The organism is Streptomyces luteoverticillatus (genome assembly GCF_003970715.1).
GTDB lineage: Bacteria > Actinomycetota > Actinomycetes > Streptomycetales > Streptomycetaceae > Streptomyces > Streptomyces abikoensis.
Genome location: NZ_CP034587.1, coordinates 1,953,860 through 1,973,479, shown reverse-complemented (window position 1 = coordinate 1,973,479; position 19,620 = coordinate 1,953,860). Strand labels below are relative to the sequence as shown.

Here is a 19,620-nt window from a genome sequence, read left to right as displayed (position 1 = left end):
ATACTCCGCCCGGAAGGCTCTCCTTGCGCACGGTCCTCGTCACCGGTCCCGGCGGCGCGGGCCGCACCACCGTCGCGGCGGCCACCGCGCTGGCCGCCGCCCGCGCGGGACGCCGGACACTCCTGCTCACCAGCGACCGCGGCCCCGCCCCGGACGCCGTCCTCGGCACCACCCTCCCCACCGAGGGCGCCGACGACGGCCGGGGCGGACCGTGGGCACCGCCCGTGTCCGCCGCCCCCGGCCTGTGGGCCGCCCGCGTGGCCCCGGCCGCCCACTTCCGCGCCCTCGCCGGCGAACTCCAGGAGCGCGGCACCTCCGTCTTCGACCTCCTGGGCGCCACCCCCCTCGACCCCGAGGAGCTCACCGAACTCCCCGGCGCCGAACCCCTGGCCCTGCTCGCCGCCCTCCGGGCCGCCCACACCGAGCCGGACCGCTGGGACCTCCTCGTCGTCGACATGCCGCCCCTGCTGGAGACCGTGGCCCTGCTGGGCCTCCCCGAGCAGCTCGGCCGCTATCTGCGCCGCCTCCTGCCCCCCGAGCGCCAGGCCGCCCGCGCGCTGCGCCCCATGCTCGCCCAGCTCGCCGGCGTGCCCATGCCCGCCCAGCGGCTCTACGAGACCGCCGAACGCTTCCAGCGGGAGCTGACCGCCCTCCGCGACGTCCTGGACGCGCCCGGCACGACCGTACGGCTCGTCGCCGAACCAGGCCCGCAGGCCCTCGCCGCCCTCCGCGCCGCCCGCGCCGGGCTCGCCCTCCAGGGCTGCCGGATCGATTCGCTCGTGGCGAACCGGCTGCTGCCCGAGGACTCCACCGACCCCTGGCTGGCCGCGCTCGCCGCCGAGCGCCGCGGCGCCCACAAGACGCTGTGCGACGAGTTCCTCGCCGACGGCGTCACCGTGCGCGAACTGCCCCACCTCGGCCGCGCCCCCCAGGGCCTTGCGGACCTGGAGCTCCTCGCCGCCCGCGCCACCCTGCCCACCACGGACCGGCCGCCCGCCGAACCCTGGACCGTCGAGGACCGCCTCGCCGCCGACGGCATGCTGATCTGGCGGATCCCGCTGCCCGGCGCCACCCGCGAGGGCCTCGGCCTCGTCCGCCGGGGCGACGAACTCGTCGTCTCCGCCGGACCGTTCCGCCGCGTCCTCACCCTGCCCTCCGCGCTGCGCCGCTGCGGCGTCGCGGGGGCCGGGCTGCACGACGGCGAGCTGTGCGTGCGCTTCGTCCCCGACCCCGGCCTGTGGCCCCGGACGTCCTGAGCGGGACGCCCTGAACGGCCGGGCGTCGGTCGGGTAACGTCGAAGGAAAATCCAGCCAGCGGGAGTCCGTCATGAGCGAAGCCACCGAGCGCCCCGGCCCCGGCCAGGCGCCCGACCCCGACGCCTGGGAGCGGGCCTGCGCCGAGGACCTCGCCGCCGAGAACACCCGCCGCCGCGCGACCGGCGGACCGGGCGAGCAGCCCGGCAGCGCCGCCGAGGAACTGCGCAGACTCGTCGAGGCCGTGGCCGGCAAGGTCACCGACCGGCTGCCGCTCGCGGGCGCGGCCGCGCAGGGAGCCGTGCGCGAGATCGTCGAGACGGCCAAGGCGGCCGCCCTGCCCGTCATCGAGCGCAACCCCCAGGTCTTCGACCACCTGGCCGCCGCCGGCTCCGAACTGCTGGCCGCCTACCGCGCCGCCGTGACGGGACAGGAGGCGCGCTGGACCCGCGACGAACCGGCGCACGAGCCCCCCGCGCCGCGCGCGGAGTCGGGCGAGCCGCGCGAGGGCGAGGCGAAGAACGGGGGGAGCGAGCGCATCGACCTCGACTGATCCCGCCCTCCGGTACGGTTACTCCTGGCGGGGTTCGAGCGAAAAACCGAGGTACACATGGGACTCACCATCGGCGTCGACATCGGCGGCACGAAGATCGCGGCCGGCGTGGTCGACGAAGAGGGCTCGATCCTCGCGACGTGCAAAGTGCCGACCCCGGACACCCCCGAGGGCGTGATCGACGCGATCGCCGACGCGGTCCGCACGGTCAGCGAGGGCTTCGAGGTCGAGGCCGTCGGCATCGGCGCCGCCGGCTATGTGGACGACAAGCGGGCCACGGTCCTCTTCGCCCCGAACATCAACTGGCGGCACGAGGCGCTCAAGGACAAGGTCGAGCAGCGCGTCGGCCTCCCCGTCGTCGTCGAGAACGACGCCAACGCCGCCGCCTGGGGCGAGTACCGCTTCGGCGCCGGCCAGGGCCACGACGACGTCATCTGCATCACCCTCGGCACCGGCCTCGGCGGCGGCATCATCATCGGCAACAAGCTCCGCCGCGGCCGCTTCGGCGTGGCCGCCGAGTTCGGCCACATCCGTGTGGTGCCGGACGGCCTGCTCTGCGGCTGCGGCAGCCAGGGCTGCTGGGAGCAGTACGCGTCGGGCCGCGCGCTCGTCCGCTACGCCAAGCAGCGCGCCCAGGCCACCCCGGAGAACGCGGAGATCCTGCTGGGCCTCGGCGACGGCACCGTCGAGGGCATCGAGGGCAAGCACATCAGCGACGCCGCCCGCCAGGGCGACCCGGTCGCCATCGACTCCTTCCGCGAGCTCGCCCGCTGGGCCGGCGCGGGCCTGGCCGACCTGGCCTCGCTCTTCGACCCCTCGGCGTTCATCGTCGGCGGCGGCGTCTCCGACGAGGGCGACCTCGTCCTCGACCCGATCCGCAAGTCCTTCCGCCGCTGGCTCGTCGGCGGACAGTGGCGCCCCCACGCGCAGGTCCTCGCCGCGCAGTTGGGCGGCAAGGCCGGCCTGGTGGGAGCGGCCGACCTGGCCCGTCAGGGCTGAACCCTGGAGGAGAGTTCCTTGAGCGGAGGGGCGATGCTCGCGGACCTGCCGGAATCCTCGACCGAAGCGGACGCGTCCGTGGTCCGCGTGCTCTCCTACAACATCCGCTCCATGCGTGACGACGTCGCGGCGCTGTCCCGGATCATCCGGGCCTGTGCGCCCGACGTCGTCTGCGTTCAGGAGGCGCCGCGCTTCTTCCGCTGGCGCAAGGCGGCCGCCCGCCTCGCCCGGGAGTCGGAGCTGGTGTACGTCACCGGTGGCGGCACCGCCTCGGGGCCGATGATCCTCACCTCGCTGCGCGCCCATGTGGAGCACGCGGAGGACGTGCTGCTGCCCCGGCGCCGAGGGCTCCACCAACGGGGGCTGGCCACGGCCGTCCTGCGTTTCGGCCGGGCCCGGCTGGGCGTCGTCAGCTGCCACTTGAGCATCGACGCGGACGAGCGGTACGCGCAGGGGCGGCTGTTGCTGGAGCGGGTGGCGGGGCTGGGGGTGTCGCACGCCGTCGTGGCGGGCGACCTCAACGACCGGCCCGACGGGCGGACGTTCGGCCTGCTGGCGGGGGAACTCCAGGACGGATGGGCCGTCGAACCGTGGGGGCGCGAGCACACGACGCGGCTCGGGGACCCGCTCCAGCGGATCGACGCGGTCTTCGCGACCGGGGGCGTCGAGGTGCTGGGGTGCGGGGTGCCGATGGGGTTGCGCGGTGTCGCCGAGAGCGATCTGCGCGCCGCGACGGATCATCTGCCGGTGCTGGCGGCTTTGCGAGTGCCGGTCGGTTAGGCGGGAGAGGGGCCCCGGTCCCGCCCTTTCTCCCCCAGCTACCGCTGGGAGGTGCCCCCAGTTTCTTCCAGGGGCTCCGCCCCCGGGCCCCCGGTCCTCAAACGCCGGACGGGCCGAGTTGGACCCCCGTGTCAGACCACCGCTCCGCGGCCCGGGTCGTCGTCATCGTCCTCGTCGCCGTCCTTCATGCGCAGGACGAGCGTGGCGAAGCCGCCCAGGAAGCCGCCGACGCCCAGCGTCGTCACCCACCAGGTCAGCTCCTGGCGCAGCAGCACCATGATGAGCAGCAGCAAGGGGCCGCCGAGGACCGCGAGCCAGGCGAAGCGCGAGGTGACGTCGCCCGTGGGCAGGGGCGGGGGCTCCGGCGGGACGAAGTGGCCCTCGTCCGCCACCGGGGCGCCGGCGCCGGTGTCGGTGGGCCCGGGCTCCGGCTCCGGCGTGGTCCAGTCGCGGGGGCCGATACCCGGGGCGAAGACGACCGAGCCGCCCGGCCGCTCGGGCGCGGCCGGCGGGGGCTTCTCCTCGGGGCCGGCCCGGGCCGGGGCGGCTCCGGCGCGGCGTCCTTCGCCTCGTCCAGGTCGCCGGTCGCGGGCCAGCGGCCCTTCTCCGGGTCGGGCTGCTCGCCGTAGGCGGCGACGAGCTCGGCCCAGGCGCGGTCCTCGTCCAGGGGGTCGCGGCTGTCGTCGCGGTCGCGGTTCGCGTCGGGCTCAGCCATGGGACGCCGCCGCGGGGGAGCCGACGAGCCGGCTGATGAACGCGTGGGTCTCCTCGAAGATCGTCTCCGCGTCGTGGTCCAGGGTGGCCACGTGGTAGCTCTTCTCCAGCAGCCGCTCGGTGACGTCCAGGGAGGAGACCCGGGACAGGATGCGCGCCGAGTCGGCCGGCGGCACCACATGGTCCTGGGGGCTGCGCATCAGCAGCAAGGGCTGCGTCACCTGCGGCAGTTCGGTGTCGAGCTTCCGCAGGAAGCCGCGGAAGGAGTGCGCCGCGTGGAGCGGCACCCGGTCGTAACCGGTCTCCTCGATGCCCGGCTTGGCTATGTCGCTGGCGATGCCCTTGGTCGTCCGCACGAGGTGCCGCATCACCGGCAGGGTCCGGGCGGCCAGGCCGTGCACCTTGTTGGCGGGGTTGACCAGGACGACGCCGGAGACCGCCGCCCCGTGGCGGGCCGCGAGGCGCAGCGTCAGGGCGCCGCCCATGGACAGCCCGCAGACGAAGACCCGGGAGCACCGCTCCCGCAGCCTCCACAGCTCACGGTCGACCTCCGCGTACCAGTCCTGCCAGCCGGTGATCGCCATGTCCTGCCAGCGGGTGCCGTGCCCGGGCAGCAGGGGAAGCGAGACCGTCAGGCCCCGCTCCGCGAGATAATTGGCCCAGGGCCTTACGGACTGCGGGGAACCGGTGAAGCCGTGACACACAAGGACGCCGACCTCTCCGCCGTCATGGCGGAACGGCTCGGCTCCGGGGAGGAGCGGCACCGGGATCTCCGATCAAGGGAACGAGACAACGGACAACGAGAGGGTCTGGCCCTCAGCCTACGCGGAGCGCCGCACGGCGGGTAGGCAGGTTAAGGTCTCCTCGTCACACACAGGAGGTTCTCGGTTGTTCTACGGCGCAATGAAGCTGTCCATCGGCGGGTCGCTGAAGCTTGCCTTCCGGCCGTGGGTGGAGGGCTTGGAGAACATCCCGGCCGAGGGGCCCGCGATCCTCGCGAGCAACCACCTGTCGTTCTCGGACTCCTTCTTCCTTCCCGCGGTTCTGGACCGCAAGGTCACGTTCATCGCCAAGCAGGAATACTTCACCTCCCCCGGGGTCAAGGGGAAGCTGACGGCGGCGTTCTTCAAGGGCGTCGGCCAGCTCCCGGTCGACCGCTCCGGTGCCCGTGGTGCCGGTGAGGCCGCGATCAAGAGCGGTATCGAGGTGCTGGAGCGCGGTGAGCTCTTCGGCATCTACCCGGAGGGCACCCGTTCCCCGGACGGCCGTCTCTACCGCGGCAAGCCCGGTGGGCTCGCCCGGGTGGCGCTGGCCACCGGCGCGCCCGTGATCCCGGTCGCCATGATCGACACGGAGAAGGTGCAGCCGCCCGGGAAGGTCCTGCCGAAGATGATCCGGCCGGGCATCCGGATCGGAAAGCCGCTGGACTTCAGCCGTTACCACGGCATGGACGGCGACCGCTTCATCCTCCGCTCGGTGACCGACGAGGTCATGTACGAGATCATGAAGCTCTCCGGCCAGGAGTACGTCGACATCTACGCGACCGCCGCCAAGCGGCAGATCGCGGAGGAGGCGAAGCAGAAGGCCGAGGAGGAGAAGGCGGCCAAGGCCGCCGGCCTCGACAAGGCCGACTCGGCGGAGAAGACGGAGAAGACGGAGGACAAGCCCGAGGCGTAGCCGCCCGGGCCTCGGGGGTCACGTCACATGACACAGCGCACCGGCACCGGGCGCCCGCGTGCCGTGCGGATGTCGGTGGAGCTGCCGCTGTGGCGCGCCCTCACCGGCTACCGCGTCCTGACGCTGGGCTACGCGCTGGCCCTGTTCTGCGTCAACTACCACGAGTACGCCCACCCGCTCGGCGCGGCGCTCTACATGGGCGTACTCACCCTGTGGATGCTGCTGACCTGGAACAAGGTCTCGGCCCCCGAACGCTGCACCAGGTCCTTCCTGATCGCCGACCTGAGCATCGCGCTCGGCGGAGTCCTGCTCAGCGCCGTCGTCGACTCCGCCCAGCGCGTCGACGGAGGCGCGGCCACCCTCCCGTCCATCTGGACGGGCGGCGCGGTACTGGGCCTGGCCATCAAGGGCGGCTGGCGCTGGGCGGCCGTCGGCTCCACGCTGGTCGCCGCCGCCAATCTCGTCGAGCGCGGCCACCCGGCCCGGGACACCGTCCACAACGTGCTCCTGGTCTGGGTCTCCAGCATCGCCATCGGCTACATCGTCGAGGTCGCCCGCGCCAGTGAGCGCACCCTCGCCCGTGCCCTCCAGATCGAGGCGGCCACCCGGGAGCGCGAGCGCCTCGCCCGCGACATCCACGACAGCGTCCTCCAGGTCCTCGCCATGGTGCAGCGCCGTGGCGCCGCCCTCGGCGGCGAGGCGGCCGAGCTGGGCCGGCTGGCCGGCGAGCAGGAGATCGCCCTGCGCACCCTGGTCGCGGGCGGCCTGGTGCCCCCGCGGGGCACACCACGGCAGCTCGCCGAGGACGCCGAGCTCGTACGGTCCACGGGCACCCCGCCACGCCTCCCGGAGGGGCCCTGCGACCTGGGCGCGCTGCTCGCACCGCACGCGGGAGCCGCCGTCTCCTACGCCGGGCCCGGCACGCCCGTCCTTCTGGAGGCGGCCGCGGCGGCGGAGCTGGCGGCCGCCGTCGGCGCCGCCCTGGACAATGTCCGTGAGCACGCCGGGGACGGCGCGCGGGCCTGGATCCTGCTGGAGGACGAGCCGGACGCCGTGATCGTCACCGTGCGGGACGACGGGCCCGGCATCGCCGAGGGCCGGCTGGCGGCGGCCGAACGGGAGGGGCGCATGGGCGTCGCCCTGTCGATCCGCGGCAGACTGCGGGACCTGGGCGGCAGCGCCGAGCTGCTGTCCGTGCCCGGTCAGGGCACAGAAGTCGAATTGAGAGTCCCACGGGGGAGCGAGGCCGGGAAATGAGTGGCGAACAGACCGTGAAGGTCATGGTGGTCGACGACCACCCCATGTGGCGCGACGCCGTCGCCCGCGACCTGGCCGCCGCCGGGTACGACGTGGTGGCCACCGCCGGCGACGGCCCCCAGGCCGTGCGCCGGGCCCAGGCCGCCCTCCCCGACGTCCTGGTCCTCGACCTCAACCTGCCCGGCCTGCCCGGCGCGGCCGTCTGCAAGCAGCTCATCGCCGACCGGCCCGAGCTGCGCGTCCTGGTGCTCTCCGCGAGCGGCGAGCACGCCGACGTCCTGGAGGCCGTCAAGTCCGGCGCCACCGGCTACCTCCTGAAGTCCGCCAGTACGGAAGAGCTGCTGGACGCCGTCCGCCGCACGGCCGTCGGCGACCCCGTCTTCACCCCGGGCCTGGCCGGGCTGGTCCTCGGCGAGTACCGCAGGCTCGCCGCCGACCCCGCCCCGCCGCCCCCGACGAGCCCGGCGCGCCCCGGCTCACCGACCGCGAGACCGAGGTCCTCCGCCTCGTCGCCAAGGGACTGTCCTACAAGCAGATCGCCGAACGGCTGGTTATTTCCCACCGGACGGTGCAGAACCATGTGCAGAACACCTTGGGCAAGCTCCAGCTGCACAACCGCGTGGAGCTCGTCCGCTACGCGATAGAGCGAGGTCTCGACGACGCCTGACCGCGCGTTCCCGGCCGGGCGGCCCTTCGAGGCCCCCGGCGAACGGAAGGTGTGTCATGCGGATCGGAGTGCTCACCGGCGGCGGCGACTGCCCCGGCCTCAACGCGGTCATCCGCGCGATCGTCCGCAAGGGCGTCCAGGACCACGGTCACGACTTCATCGGCTTCAAGGACGGCTGGCGCGGCCCGCTCCACGGCTCCGCCGTCCCGCTCGGCATCCCGGCGGTCCGCGGCATCCTGCCGCGCGGCGGCACGATCCTCGGATCCTCCCGGACCAACCCCTTCAAGGAGCCCGACGGCGTCCGCCGCATCACGGAGAACCTCGCCGAGCACGGGGTGGACGCCCTGATCGCCATCGGCGGCGAGGACACCCTCGGCGTCGCGGCGCGGCTCAGTACCGAGTACGGCGTCCGCTGCGTCGGCGTGCCCAAGACCATCGACAACGACCTCTCCGCCACGGACTACACCTTCGGCTTCGACACCGCCGTCAACATCGCCACCGAGGCCATCGACCGCCTCCACACCACCGCCGAGTCCCATATGCGGGTCCTCGTGGTCGAGGTCATGGGCCGGCACGCGGGCTGGATCGCCCTCCACTCCGGCCTGGCGGGCGGCGCCAACGTCATCCTCGTCCCCGAGGTGCGCTTCGACGTCGACGAGGTCTGCGGCTGGGTCGCCTCCCGCTTCCGGGCCAGCTACGCGCCGATCGTCGTCGTCGCGGAGGGCGCCATGCCGCAGGACGGCGACCTGGTGCTCAAGAACGCCGCCACGCCCCTGGACTCCTTCGGCCACGTCCGGCTCTCCGGGGTGGGGGAGTGGCTGGCGAAGGAGATCGAGTCCCGCACGGGGAAGGAGGCACGGACGACCGTGCTGGGGCATGTGCAGCGGGGCGGCACGCCCAGTGCGTTCGATCGGTGGCTGGCGACGCGGTTCGGGTTGCATGCGATCGCCGCCGTGCGGGACGGGGACTTCGGGGTGATGGTCGCGCTTCGGGGGGCGGACATCGTGCGGGTGCCGTTGGGCGAGGCTACGGCACGGCTCAAGACCGTGCCGTTGCCTCTCTACGAGGAGGCCAAGACGTTCTTCGGCTGACCCGCCGTGGGGGGTTTCCGCGCCTTCGGCGCGGTCCTCCCCCACCCGCCCGCCCGATACCCACTCACGTCATGACGTTTCCGGGTAATCGGGCGGGCGGGTGGGCGAAACCCGCCGCGGTAGCGGCGGGCTACACGAGGACGGCGGTCAGCAGCTCGGCGACGATCGCCGACCCGTTCAGGGTCAGGACGGACTCCGGGTGGAATTGGACACCCGCGAAGCCGGGCCCCCGCAGCGCGTGGACATCCCCCGTCGCGGGGTCCCCGCACACCTCGACGCCCTCGGCGTCACCCCGTGCCGTGAACGTGTTGTAGAACCCCACCGTCTCCTCCCGCCCGAAGAAGTCGATCCGCTCCTGCGCCCCCTGGAACGGCACGTCCTTCCGGACGATCTCCAGCCCCAGCTCCGCCGCGATCAGCTCGTGCCCCAGGCACACGCCCAGCAGCCCGTGCCGGTGCCCCCGCAGCAGTTCCCCCGCCAGCCCGCGCAGCATCCGCATCTTCGGGTCGGCCGCGTCCGAGGGGTTGCCCGGCCCGGGTCCCAGCACCACCGGGCCCTCGTGGGCCAGCGCCGCGTCCCGCAGCCCGGGCTCGTCGTAGCGCCGCACCGACACCGTCAGTCCCGAGGTGCGCAGAAGGTGGGCGAGCATCGCCGTGAAGGTGTCCTCGCCGTCGACGACCAGAGCGTGCCCGCTCAGCGCGGGAGCGGAGTCGGCCCGGTGCATGCGCAGCCAGAAAGGCGCCAGGTCGGCTCGGCGCGCGTCCAGCGCGCTCCGTACGCGGGGGTCGTCGGCGAGCCGGACGTCCGGGGCCGTCGCCGGGCGTACCGGTCCTCGGCGCACGCCCAGGGCCGTCAGGACGCCCGCCGCCTTGGCGTGGGTCTCGGCGACCTCGCCGTGAGGGTCGGAGCGGCGCACCAGCGTCGCGCCGACGCCGACGCGGAGCCGGCCGTGCCGGTCGATGTCGGCGGTGCGGATGAGGATGGGCGAGTCCAGCGTCTGGGCGCCGCCCGCGTCCCGGCCGATGAGGGCGAGGGCGCCCGCGTAGTAGCCGCGGCCGTGGGGCTCGTGGCGCTCGATGACGCGACAGGCGTTCTGCACGGGCGAGCCGGTGACGGTCGCGGCGAACATCGTCTCGCGCAGCACGTCGCGCACGTCCAGCGAGGAGCGGCCGCGCAGCTCGTACTCGGTGTGGGCGAGGTGGGCCATCTCCCGCAGCCGGGGGCCGACGACGACGCCGCCCATGTCGCCGACGGTGCACATCATCTTCAGCTCCTCGTCGACGACCATCGAGAGCTCCTCCACCTCCTTGCGGTCGTGGAGGAAGCCGAGCAGGTCGTCGGCGGACGGGCCCCCGGCGGGATAGCGATAGGTGCCGCTGATGGGATTCATCACGACCGTGCCGCCCGCCATCCGCACGTGCACCTCGGGGCTGGCGCCCACCAGCGTGCGCTCTCCGGTGTGCACGACGTACGTCCAGTACGCGCCGCGCTCGCGGATGAGCAGCCGGCGGAAGAGGGCCAGCGCGTCGGCGGCCTGGAAGCCGTGGATCTCGCCCTCGAAGGTGCGGCGGATGACGAAATTGGCGCCCTCGCCCGTGCCGATCTCGTCCTCGACCACGCGCCGGACGATCTCGGCGTACTCCTCGTCGGCCACGTCGAAGGCCCCGCCCTCCACCCGCACCTCGTGCGTGGGGAGCGCGCCGAGGACCTCGTCCAGCGGCAGCTCGTGGGTCTCCTCCGGCCGCAGGACCAGCAGCGGGGTGCCGTCGTCGCGGACGTCGAAGCCGCGCTCGCGGATCTGGCGGAAGGGGACGAGCGCCAGCGCGTCGTGCACGGGCGCGCCGCCGGCGGGCGGTCCCGCCGGGAGGGGGATGCCGGTCAGGTGCTCGACCTCGGAGACCGGGCCGGTGAGCAGTTCGACGACGCCCTCGGGGTGCCCGGGGGCGCGGCGGTGGAGCAGGGCGAAGGGCGGGTGGCCTGCGGCGGTGAGCCGGGCGAGGAGGGCGGCGGTACGGGACGCGGCGCGGGACATGGGCGGGTTCCTTCCTGGTGGGGGAGGAACGGCCCGTCCGCGGCGCCTTCAGACGCCGAAGGCCGCCCCTCTGGGCGGCCTTCGCGAGAGCGCTGGTGGGTACGCGCGTCAGTGGGCCGCCGAAGGAGCGGTCCACCACCAGAGCTGGTTGGAGAGCACGTACATGGGCGGCACAGTACCCGACGACCGGCGGGGATGTCGTCGGTTTTCGGTGAATCCGTCTCAGTCCGTGTCTCAGAGTCCGGTCCGGCCCTTGGGTCGCCGTCGCGACCCCGTAATGTTGAGGGCGTGACCGTGAACGCTGAAATCCACGCCGGTGGCAACACCTGGCGCTCCCTGCCCGCGGCGCAGCAGCCTGACTGGCCGGACCAAGAGGCTCTGCGCGATGTGATCGCCGAGCTCGAGTCCTATCCGCCTCTCGTCTTCGCGGGCGAGTGCGACCAGCTGCGCCAGCGTCTGGGAGCCGTCGCCCGTGGAGAGGCGTTCCTGCTGCAGGGCGGCGACTGCGCCGAGGCCTTCGACGCCGTCGGCGCCGACCAGATCCGCAACAAGCTCAAGACGCTCCTGCAGATGGGCGCGGTGCTGACGTACGCCGGTTCGGTGCCGGTCGTGAAGGTCGGCCGCATCGCCGGCCAGTACAGCAAGCCGCGCTCGAAGCCGACCGAGACCCGCGACGGCGTGACCCTGCCGACCTACCGGGGCGACTCGGTCAACGGCTTCGCCTTCACCGCCGAGGCCCGTACGCCGGACCCGCAGCGGCTGAAGCGGATGTACCAGGCCTCGGCCTCCACGCTGAACCTGGTGCGCGCCTTCACCACCGGTGGCTACGCCGACCTGCGCCAGGTCCACGCCTGGAACCAGGACTTCGTGAAGTCCTCGCCCTCCGGCCAGCGCTACGAGCAGCTGGCCCGGGAGATCGATCGCGCGCTGAACTTCATGAACGCCTGCGGGGTGGACCCGGAGGAGTTCAAGACCGTCGAGTTCTACGCGTCGCACGAGGCGCTGGTGCTGGACTACGAGTCCGCGCTGACCCGTGTGGACTCGCGGACCGGGCAGCTGTACGACGTCTCGGGCCACATGGTCTGGATCGGTGAGCGCACCCGGCAGCTGGACGGGGCGCACATCGAGTTCGCCTCGAAGATCCGCAACCCGATCGGGGTGAAGCTCGGGCCGACGTCGACGCCCGAGGAGGCGCTCACCCTCATCGAGCGGCTCGACCCCGAGCGCGAGCCGGGCCGGCTGACGTTCATCACCCGGATGGGCGCGGACAAGGTCCGCGAGAAGCTCCCCACCCTGGTGGAGAAGGTCACGGCCTCCGGCGCCCAGGTGGCCTGGATCTGCGACCCGATGCACGGCAACACCTTCGAGGCGGCCTCGGGCCACAAGACCCGCCGCTTCGACGACGTGCTGGACGAGGTCAAGGGCTTCTTCGAGGTCCACAAGGGCCTCGGCACCCACCCGGGCGGCATCCACGTCGAGCTCACCGGTGACGACGTCACCGAGTGCGTGGGCGGCGGCGACGAGATCTTCGTCGACGACCTCCACCAGCGCTACGAGACGGCGTGCGACCCCCGCCTCAACCGCAGCCAGTCCCTGGACCTGGCGTTCCTCGTCGCCGAGATGTACCGCGACCAGTAAGAGGATCCATAGCGAGACGCCGTGGGGCGCGGATCTGCGTGATCCGCGCCCCACGGCGTTGTCTTTCGGCCACCCGGACGGGTAAGGTAAGGGTTACCTTATTGATCAATAAGGTAATGGGCCCTTCTCGTTCCCCGGCAAGGCGGTGACCGCGTGTACGTCTGCTCGTGCTTCGGCATCACGGAGCAGCAGGTGCGCGAGCACGCGGACAAGGGGGCGTGCACGCCCCGCAAGATAGCCTCCGCCTGCAAGGCCGGCACCGACTGCGGCAGCTGTGTGCGCCGCATCCAGGCCCTCCTCGGCCGGGGCGCGTGCCCGCGCCGGGAGCTGGCCGACCAGGGGGACGTCGACGTGCTGGGCGCCGAGGCGGCGCTCGTGTCGGCCCCCGAGGCCGTGGCGCCTGTCGCCGCCTAGTCGCTGCCGCCGTTCTCCTGCTCGATGAACTGGGCGATGTACAGCGGCTCACCGAGTTTCTCGATCAGTTCCAGCTGGGTGTCGAGATAATCGATGTGATCCTCCTCGTCCGCGAGGATCGACTCGAAGATGTTGGCCGAGGTGATGTCGCCCTTGGCCCGCATGACCTCCACCCCGCGCCGCAGCCGGTCGATGGCCTCGACCTCGACCTGGCGGTCGGCCTGGAACATCTCGGTGATCGTCTGGCCGATCCGGACGTGGAAGAGCCGCTGATAGTTGGGCAGCGCCTCCAGGAAGATGATCCGGTCGGTCAGGGTCTCCGCGTGCCGCATCTCGTCGAAGGACTCGGCGCGGGTATGTGAGGCGATCTTGGTCCAGCCGTGGTGTTCCTGGAGTTTGGCGTGCAGGAAGTACTGGTTGATGGCGGTCAGCTCGGCCGTCAGCTGTTCATTGAGGAACTCGATGACCTCGGGGTCTCCCTGCATCGCAGAGGCTCCTTCCCAGCAGGTGTCCAGCAGTTTGCGCGCATCCTCGCACCGCCCGGGGGAGCCGTCCAGTAAGTGCACACTTAGTGGGAGTTGCCCGGATATGGAGTGACGGGGCCCGCCGTGGGGCGTCCCCCGGTCATCAGCACCCCCACGGGTCTGACACCATTGAGCCATGGGGCTCTCGAAAAATACCGAAAGCCGCAAAGGGGAACATCTTCAGCTGCCTCCCGGGCAGCGGCTCCAGCGCGGATGGCCGGTGACGCACTACGGCCCGGTACCGAAGTTCAAGCCGGACCGCTGGGAGTTCCGTGTCTTCGGCTCGACCGCCGACGGGGACAAGCGCTGCTGGACGCATGACGAGTTCTCCGCGCTGCCGTACACGACGGTGGTGGCGGACCTCCACTGCGTCACGAAGTACAGCATGCTCGGAGCCGAGTGGGGCGGGGTCTCGACCCGGACGATCCTCGAACTGGCGCCGCCCGCGCCCGAGGTCACGCATGTGATGGTGTGGGCCGAGTACGGCTTCAGCTCGAATCTGCGGCTGTCCGACTTCGCCTCGGAACAGAGCATTTTCGCCACCCACAAGGACGGCGAACTCCTCACCGCCGAGCACGGCTTCCCCGTCCGGCTGGTCGTCCCGCACCTCTACGCCTGGAAGGGCCCCAAGTGGGTGCGCGGCGTGGAGTACATGACCGCGGACCGGCGGGGCTTCTGGGAGGAGCGGGGCTACCACAACGTCGGCGACCCCTGGCGTGAGCAGCGCTACTCCTACCAGGAGCTGCCGGGCGAGGGCCCGGAACTTTAGGGCTCCGCTCAGACCGGCTCGCGCAGTGCCTTCAGGAGGGCGACGTCGGCGGCGTGGCCCTCCTTGCCTCCGGGCGTCTCGATCGTCAGCGGCACGCCCGCCGTCTCCGGGTGCCGGAACAGCTCGGCGAAGGGCTCGGCGCCGATGTGGCCGGAACCGATGTTCTCGTGGCGGTCCTTGTGGGCGCCGACGACGTCCTTGGAGTCGTTGGCGTGAATCAGTCCCAGCCGCCCCGGGCCGGTCACGGCGACCAGCTCGTCGAGCGTCCGCTTCATCCCGCCGGGCTCCGCGAGGTCGTGCCCGGCCGCGAAGAGATGGCAGGTGTCGAGGCAGACGCCCAGCTTCGGGTGGTGCTCCAGCGCCTCGAAGTACGGGCCGAGGTCCTCGACCAGGGAGCAGAGCGAGGAGCCCTGCCCGGCCGTGGGCTCCAGCAGCAGCCGGGGATCGTCGTCGTGGGTGAGCTCCTCCAGCAGCGGCAGCAGCCGCTCGTGGACCTGCGCCAGCGCCTGCGCGCGAGCCCGCCCGCCGGTCGCCGAGCCGGTGTGGACGACGACGCCGAGCGCGCCGATCTCCCGGCCCCGGCGCAGTGAGTGCCGCAGCGAGTCCACGGACTTCTCGACGGTGGCCTCGGTGTGCGAGCCGAAATTGATCAGATAGGGGGCGTGGACGTAGGCCGGCACGCCCTCGGCGGCGCAGGCCGCCCGGAACTCCTCGTCCTGCCGGGGGTCGCCGGGCGGCGTCGCCCAGCCGCGCGGGTTGGCGACGAAGACCTGGACGGCCTCGGCGGCCAGCTCCCGCGCGTAGGCCAGGCCGACCTTGGCGAGCCCGCCGGCGACGGGCACATGGCCGCCGACGGGATTGCGCGCCGGCCCGGGCAGGAGGTCGTGGGTATCGCTCATGACGCTCAGAAACCGCTCTTCAGCTTGATGACGATGGTGTCGCCCTTGGCCGCCTGTGAGCCGCCCCGCACGGACTGGCTGTCGACGGAGTCCTGCGGGAAGAAGAACGGCCGGTCGACCTTCACCTGGAAGCCCGCGGCGGTCAGGATCTGCTTGGCCGCCGCCTCGCTCTTCCCGGTGACGTCCGGGACCGTGACCATCTCCTTGCCCTTGGAGATCGTGAGGGTGACGGTGTCGCCCTGGCCGGCCTTCTCGCCCTGGCCCGGGGACTGCTGGGCCACCGCGCCCTGCGGCTTGTCGGAGTACACCTGGGCATCCGCGACCTTGACGTCGAAACCGGCGTCCCGCAGCGTGGCGGTGGCGTCCGCCTGCGGCATGCCCGTCACGTTCGGCACGGGGATCTGCTTGCCCTTGCTGACGACGACGGCCACGGCCGAGTCGGGCCGCAGCTCGGTGCCCGGCTTCGGGTCGGTGGACAGGACCGCGTCCTTGGGGGTCTCGTCGCTGAACTGCCGGGTGACGTCCCCGACCGTCAGGCCCTGGCCCTCGATCTTCTTCTTCGCCTCGTCGAAGGGCAGCCCGGCGACATTGGGCACCTCGGCCTTCTGCGGGCCGCGCGAGACGGTGATGGTGACCTTGCCGGTGTTGCGGATGCGCTCGCCCGGCTTGGGGTCGGTGGCGATGACGTGGCCGCGCTCGACGGTGTCGCTGAACGCCTGCTGCGCCTTCACGCCGAGCCCGGCCTTGTCCAGCTCGGCCGTCGCCTTGTCCTGCGTCATGTCCAGGACCGCCGGGACGGAGGTGAACTGGCCGGAGTTGATGTACCAGACGCCGGTGCCCGCCAGTACGGCCAGCAGCGCGGCCGCGACCGCGAGGACCCAGCGGCGGGACAGCCCCGCCAGGGGGCCCCGGCGCGGGCCGGGAGCGGGCGCGTGCGCGTGTTCGGGGGCCGGTGGTGGGGGCGGCGGCGTCGCCGGGAGCTCCAGCCGGGTGGTGCGGTTGAGGGCGTCCTCCTGCGCGGGCAGCGGCGCGGCCGGGCGGGGGATCACGCTCGTACGGTCCTCGGAACCGGCCGGGGCGGGGGTCGCCGCCCTCGGCGGGACCAGGTCCAGCTGCTCGTCGGACAGGGCCGCGCGCGCCTGGCGGAGCTGCCCCAGCAGGCCGGCCGCGTCGGCCGGGCGCAGCCGCGGGTCCCGGGCCGTGGCCGAGGCCACCAGGGCGTCCAGCTCCGGCGCGAGCCCGGGGACGGCGGCCGACGGGGCCGGCACGTCCTCGTGGAGGTGCTGGTAGAGGACCTGCGCGGGGGTGCCGCCGCTGTGCGGCTTGGCGCCGGTCAGCATCTCGTACAGGACGACGCCACAGGCGTAGACGTCCGCGCGGGGATCGGCCGTGCCGTGCTCGATCTGCTCGGGCGCGAGGTAGGACACCGTGCCGAGGACGGCACCGGTGCTGCTCGTGGTGTTGTTGTCCACCGCCCGGACGAGCCCGAAGTCGGCGACCTTGACGCGGCCGTCGTCGCCGATGAGCACGTTCTCCGGCTTCATGTCCCGGTGCACCAGGCCCGCGAGGTGGGCCGCGCCCAGGGCGGCCAGCACGGGCTCGGCGATGTCGAGCGCGGCACGCGGGCCGAGGGCGCCGCGCTCGCGCAGGATGTCGCGGAGGGTGCAGCCCGCCACGTACTCCATCGCCAGGTAGACGTACGCGCCGTCCGTGCCCTGGTCGAAGACGCTCACCACGTTGGGGTGGTCGAGCCGGGCCACGGATTTGGCCTCGCGGATGAAACGTTCCACGAAGGCGGCGTCCGCGGCGAGCGAGGGGTGCATCACCTTCAGGGCGAGCACCCGGTCGAGCCGGGTGTCCAGGGCGCGGTAGACGGTGGCCATGCCGCCCACGGCGACTCGCGCCTCGACGCGGTAGCGGCCGTCGAGCAGCTGGTCGACAAGGGGGTCCGGCAGGGTCGTATCCACGGCACACGAGTCTACGAGGCGCGGCGCGGCACCCTGTATGGCCTGCGGCTCGGGCGGCTGTTCTGAAGCCGAACAGTGACAGGGCGCGCCGCTGGTTTGTGGGCAGGCGTTCCGCAGGGCGGAACGGGTGGGCACAAACCGGCCCACCGGCAGCGACCACCCCCGCCGGGGCGCAGCCCCGGCGTCAGGCGAACGCCGGTCTCTCCGGGTCGAGGGCCGCAAGGCCGTCCATCGAGGACGACGCCTCCGCGAAGTGGCGGCGGGGAATGCGCCCGGCGCGATGGGCCAACCGCCCCGCTTCCACCGCGTGCCGCATCGCCTCCGCCATGAGCACCGGCTCCTGCGCCCGCGTCACCGCCGACGCCAGCATCACCGCCGCGCACCCCAGCTCCATGGCCAGCGCCGCGTCCGACGCGGTGCCCGCGCCCGCGTCGAGGATCACCGGGACGGTGGCGCGCTCGGTGATCAGCTGGAAGTTGTGGGGGTTGCGGATGCCCAGGCCCGAGCCGATGGGCGCGCCCAGCGGCATGATCGCCGCGCAGCCGACGTCCTCCAGCTTCCGGGCCAGGACAGGGTCGTCGTTGGTGTACGGCAGCACCGTGAAGCCGTCGTCGACGAGGATCTCCGCCGCGTCCAGGAGCTCGATCGGGTCGGGCAGCAGGGTGCGCTCGTCGGCGATCACCTCCAGCTTGACCCAGTCCGTGCCGAGCGCCTCCCGGGCCAGCCGGGCGGTGAGGACCGCCTCGCCCGCCGTGAAGCAGCCCGCCGTGTTCGGCAGCACCCGGATGCCGTGCTTCTCCAGGACGGAGAGCACGGACCCCCGTACCGTCGCGTCCAGCCGCCGCATGGCGACCGTCGTCAGCTCCGTGCCGGAGGCGATGAGGGCGCGTTCCAGGACGTCCAGGCTGGGGGCACCACCGGTGCCCATGATCAGCCGGGAGGTGAACGGGGTGTCCGCGATGGTGAGCAGATCGTCCGCCATCTGTACTGATCAGCCTCCCTGCACCGCGGTGAGCACCTCGACGCGGTCGCCCTCGTCGAGGGCGGTCGCCGGCCACTGGCCCCGGGGGACCACGGCCTCGTTGACGGCGGCGGCGACCCCGCCGCGCGCCGTGGTGAGCGTCGCCACGAGCCCGTCGAGCGTCGTCCCCGCCGGGACGGCGCGCCGCTCGCCGTTGACGCTGATGATGTGCGTGGTCATGCGGGCTGCTCCTGGAGTACGGGGGTGGTGAAGCGTCGTGGGGAGAACGGGTGGGCCTCCTCGGGCAGCCGGCCGGTGGTCAGCACCTCGGCCATCACGTCCCCGGTGACGGGGGTGAGGAGCACGCCGTTGCGGTGGTGGCCGGTGGCCGCGTACAGGCCCGGCAGGGCGGTGGGGCCCAGCAGCGGGGCGTTGTCGGGAGAGCCGGGGCGCAGCCCGGCGAGGGTCTCCACGAGCGGCAGCTCGGTGATGCCGGGCACCAGCTCGTGGGCGTCGCGCAGCAGCTCGTAGACGCCCCCGGCCGTCACGGTCGTGTCCCAGCCCAGCTCCTCGGTCGTCGCCCCGACGACCAGTTCGCCGTTCTCGCGCGGGACGAGGTAGACGTGCCCGCCGCGCACCACGGCCCGCACGGTGCGGGAGAGGAACGGTCCACCCGCCGCCGTGTACGCCTCGGGCACGCGCAGCCGCAGGACCTGGCCCTTGACCGGGCGGACCGGCGGTACGACGTCCTCGGGCAGGCCCGCCAGCCGGCCGCTGAGGCTCCCGGCGGCCAGGACGGTCCGGTCGGCGGCGAGCCGGGTGCCGTCGGCGAGGAGCGCTCCCGTGGCCCGGTCGCCGGTCAGCAGCAGCCGTACCGCCTCCGAGCGGTGGAAGGCGACGCCCTCGCGCTCGCAGGCCACGAGCAGCGCCCGGGCGAGCCGCCGGGGGTCGGTCTGGTGGTCGCCGAGGGCGTGGAGCCCGCCGCGCACGCCCGGCGCGAGCATCGGCTCCAGCCGGCGGCACTCGCGCCCGGTCAGCCACTGGGATTCCAGGCCGCAGCGCTGCTGGAGGGCGTGGAGCTCCCGCAGATGGGCCCGGTCGTCGGCGTCCAGGGCGACCGCGAGCGTCCCGCAGGCGCGGTAGCCGGTGTCCTGGCCGCTGGCCTCCTCCAGCTCGGCCGTGAAGGCGGGGTAGCGCCGGGCGGAGGCCAGGTTGAGGGCGAGCAGGGTCTCCTCGCCGTAGTGGAGCTCGGTGACGGCGGCCAGCATCCCGGCGGCCACCCGGGCCGCGCCCCCGCCGGGCGCGGGGTCGGCCACGGCCACGCGCAGCCCCCGCTGAGCCGCGCGCCAGGCCGTGACCAGGCCGATCAGCCCGCCGCCGACCACCAGGACGTCGGGTGTCCGAGGGCCGGGGCCGAGATGGTG

The 19,620-nt window shown here is 73.1% G+C and carries 19 protein-coding genes and 1 pseudogene; 11 read left to right on the top strand and 9 right to left on the bottom strand.

Features of this window, described 5'->3' with window-relative positions:
- The first annotated feature begins 23 nt into the window (after window positions 1-23).
- The 4 genes from EKH77_RS08310 to EKH77_RS08295 all read left to right on the top strand — a co-directional run bounded on the left by EKH77_RS08310 (window position 24) and on the right by EKH77_RS08295 (window position 3,586).
- Complete coding sequence (locus EKH77_RS08310; protein WP_126913771.1) at window positions 24-1,256, top strand: ArsA family ATPase; 1,233 nt, start codon at window positions 24-26, stop codon at window positions 1,254-1,256.
- Between the two features lie 71 nt (window positions 1,257-1,327).
- On the top strand, window positions 1,328-1,807 hold the full coding sequence (locus tag EKH77_RS08305) for a DUF5304 domain-containing protein (RefSeq protein ID WP_126913770.1): 480 nt from the start codon (window positions 1,328-1,330) through the stop codon (window positions 1,805-1,807).
- Between the two features lie 57 nt (window positions 1,808-1,864).
- Window positions 1,865-2,806, top strand: a complete 942-nt coding sequence (locus EKH77_RS08300) for an ROK family glucokinase (RefSeq protein WP_126913769.1) — start codon at window positions 1,865-1,867, stop codon at window positions 2,804-2,806.
- Window positions 2,807-2,839: 33 nt separating this feature from the next.
- Entirely contained in the window at window positions 2,840-3,586 is a 747-nt protein-coding gene (locus tag EKH77_RS08295; RefSeq protein ID WP_126917952.1) for an endonuclease/exonuclease/phosphatase family protein, read from the top strand.
- A gap of 131 nt (window positions 3,587-3,717) precedes the next feature.
- On the opposite strand, the gene EKH77_RS33705 is transcribed toward EKH77_RS08295, so the two are convergent.
- Window positions 3,718-3,978 (bottom strand): hypothetical protein, encoded by a 261-nt coding sequence (locus EKH77_RS33705; protein ID WP_240667268.1) that lies wholly within the window; start codon window positions 3,976-3,978, stop codon window positions 3,718-3,720.
- 315 nt (window positions 3,979-4,293) lie between these two features.
- Entirely contained in the window at window positions 4,294-5,064 is a 771-nt protein-coding gene (locus EKH77_RS08285) for an alpha/beta hydrolase (protein ID WP_126913768.1), read from the bottom strand.
- Window positions 5,065-5,203: 139 nt separating this feature from the next.
- Between EKH77_RS08285 and EKH77_RS08280 the strand changes: the two genes are divergently transcribed.
- The 4 genes and pseudogenes from EKH77_RS08280 (at window position 5,204) to EKH77_RS08265 (ending at window position 8,992) form a co-directional block, all read left to right on the top strand.
- Window positions 5,204-5,977, top strand: a complete 774-nt coding sequence (locus EKH77_RS08280) for a lysophospholipid acyltransferase family protein (protein WP_126917951.1) — start codon at window positions 5,204-5,206, stop codon at window positions 5,975-5,977.
- 27 nt (window positions 5,978-6,004) lie between these two features.
- The gene (gene macS, locus EKH77_RS08275; protein WP_240667267.1) at window positions 6,005-7,234 is read left to right on the top strand and encodes a MacS family sensor histidine kinase; all 1,230 of its coding nucleotides are present in this window, start codon (window positions 6,005-6,007) and stop codon (window positions 7,232-7,234) included.
- Window positions 7,231-7,901, top strand: a pseudogene (locus EKH77_RS08270) (response regulator). Before macS ends, EKH77_RS08270 begins: the two are co-directional and overlap by 4 nt.
- 56 nt (window positions 7,902-7,957) lie before the next feature.
- Window positions 7,958-8,992, top strand: coding sequence for a 6-phosphofructokinase (locus EKH77_RS08265; RefSeq protein WP_126913767.1), 1,035 nt, complete (start codon window positions 7,958-7,960; stop codon window positions 8,990-8,992).
- 130 nt (window positions 8,993-9,122) lie between these two features.
- Here EKH77_RS08265 and EKH77_RS08260 read toward each other — a convergent pair whose 3' ends face one another.
- Window positions 9,123-11,024, bottom strand: a complete 1,902-nt coding sequence (locus tag EKH77_RS08260; protein ID WP_126913766.1) for an anthranilate synthase family protein — start codon at window positions 11,022-11,024, stop codon at window positions 9,123-9,125.
- A 288-nt stretch (window positions 11,025-11,312) separates the two neighbouring features.
- Between EKH77_RS08260 and EKH77_RS08255 the strand changes: the two genes are divergently transcribed.
- Window positions 11,313-12,662: a class II 3-deoxy-7-phosphoheptulonate synthase gene (locus EKH77_RS08255; RefSeq protein ID WP_126913765.1), complete on the top strand. Its 1,350-nt coding sequence runs from the start codon at window positions 11,313-11,315 to the stop codon at window positions 12,660-12,662.
- 153 nt (window positions 12,663-12,815) lie between these two features.
- Window positions 12,816-13,076: a (2Fe-2S)-binding protein gene (locus tag EKH77_RS08250; protein WP_126913764.1), complete on the top strand. Its 261-nt coding sequence runs from the start codon at window positions 12,816-12,818 to the stop codon at window positions 13,074-13,076.
- On the opposite strand, the gene bfr is transcribed toward EKH77_RS08250, so the two are convergent.
- Window positions 13,073-13,561 (bottom strand): bacterioferritin, encoded by a 489-nt coding sequence (bfr, locus tag EKH77_RS08245; RefSeq protein WP_126913763.1) that lies wholly within the window; start codon window positions 13,559-13,561, stop codon window positions 13,073-13,075. The genes EKH77_RS08250 and bfr overlap by 4 nt on opposite strands.
- Window positions 13,562-13,736: 175 nt before the next feature.
- Here bfr and EKH77_RS08240 point away from each other — a divergent pair, with 175 nt between their 5' ends.
- Window positions 13,737-14,369 (top strand): sulfite oxidase-like oxidoreductase, encoded by a 633-nt coding sequence (locus tag EKH77_RS08240; RefSeq protein WP_126913762.1) that lies wholly within the window; start codon window positions 13,737-13,739, stop codon window positions 14,367-14,369.
- 8 nt (window positions 14,370-14,377) lie between these two features.
- On the opposite strand, the gene EKH77_RS08235 is transcribed toward EKH77_RS08240, so the two are convergent.
- The 5 genes from EKH77_RS08235 to thiO all read right to left on the bottom strand — a co-directional run bounded on the left by EKH77_RS08235 (window position 14,378) and on the right by thiO (window position 19,581).
- Window positions 14,378-15,268 carry a deoxyribonuclease IV gene (locus tag EKH77_RS08235; protein ID WP_126913761.1) on the bottom strand — a complete coding sequence of 297 codons (891 nt, stop codon included), beginning with the start codon at window positions 15,266-15,268 and terminating at the stop codon, window positions 14,378-14,380.
- A gap of 5 nt (window positions 15,269-15,273) precedes the next feature.
- Window positions 15,274-17,235 (bottom strand): Stk1 family PASTA domain-containing Ser/Thr kinase, encoded by a 1,962-nt coding sequence (pknB, locus tag EKH77_RS08230; protein WP_126913760.1) that lies wholly within the window; start codon window positions 17,233-17,235, stop codon window positions 15,274-15,276.
- A gap of 184 nt (window positions 17,236-17,419) precedes the next feature.
- Complete coding sequence (locus tag EKH77_RS08225; RefSeq protein WP_126913759.1) at window positions 17,420-18,217, bottom strand: thiazole synthase; 798 nt, start codon at window positions 18,215-18,217, stop codon at window positions 17,420-17,422.
- 9 nt (window positions 18,218-18,226) lie between these two features.
- The gene (thiS, locus tag EKH77_RS08220) at window positions 18,227-18,436 is read right to left on the bottom strand and encodes a sulfur carrier protein ThiS (RefSeq protein ID WP_126913758.1); all 210 of its coding nucleotides are present in this window, start codon (window positions 18,434-18,436) and stop codon (window positions 18,227-18,229) included.
- Window positions 18,433-19,581, bottom strand: coding sequence for a glycine oxidase ThiO (gene thiO / locus EKH77_RS08215; protein ID WP_240667266.1), 1,149 nt, complete (start codon window positions 19,579-19,581; stop codon window positions 18,433-18,435). The genes thiS and thiO overlap by 4 nt, the downstream gene beginning before the upstream one ends.
- Window positions 19,582-19,620 lie beyond the last annotated feature (39 nt).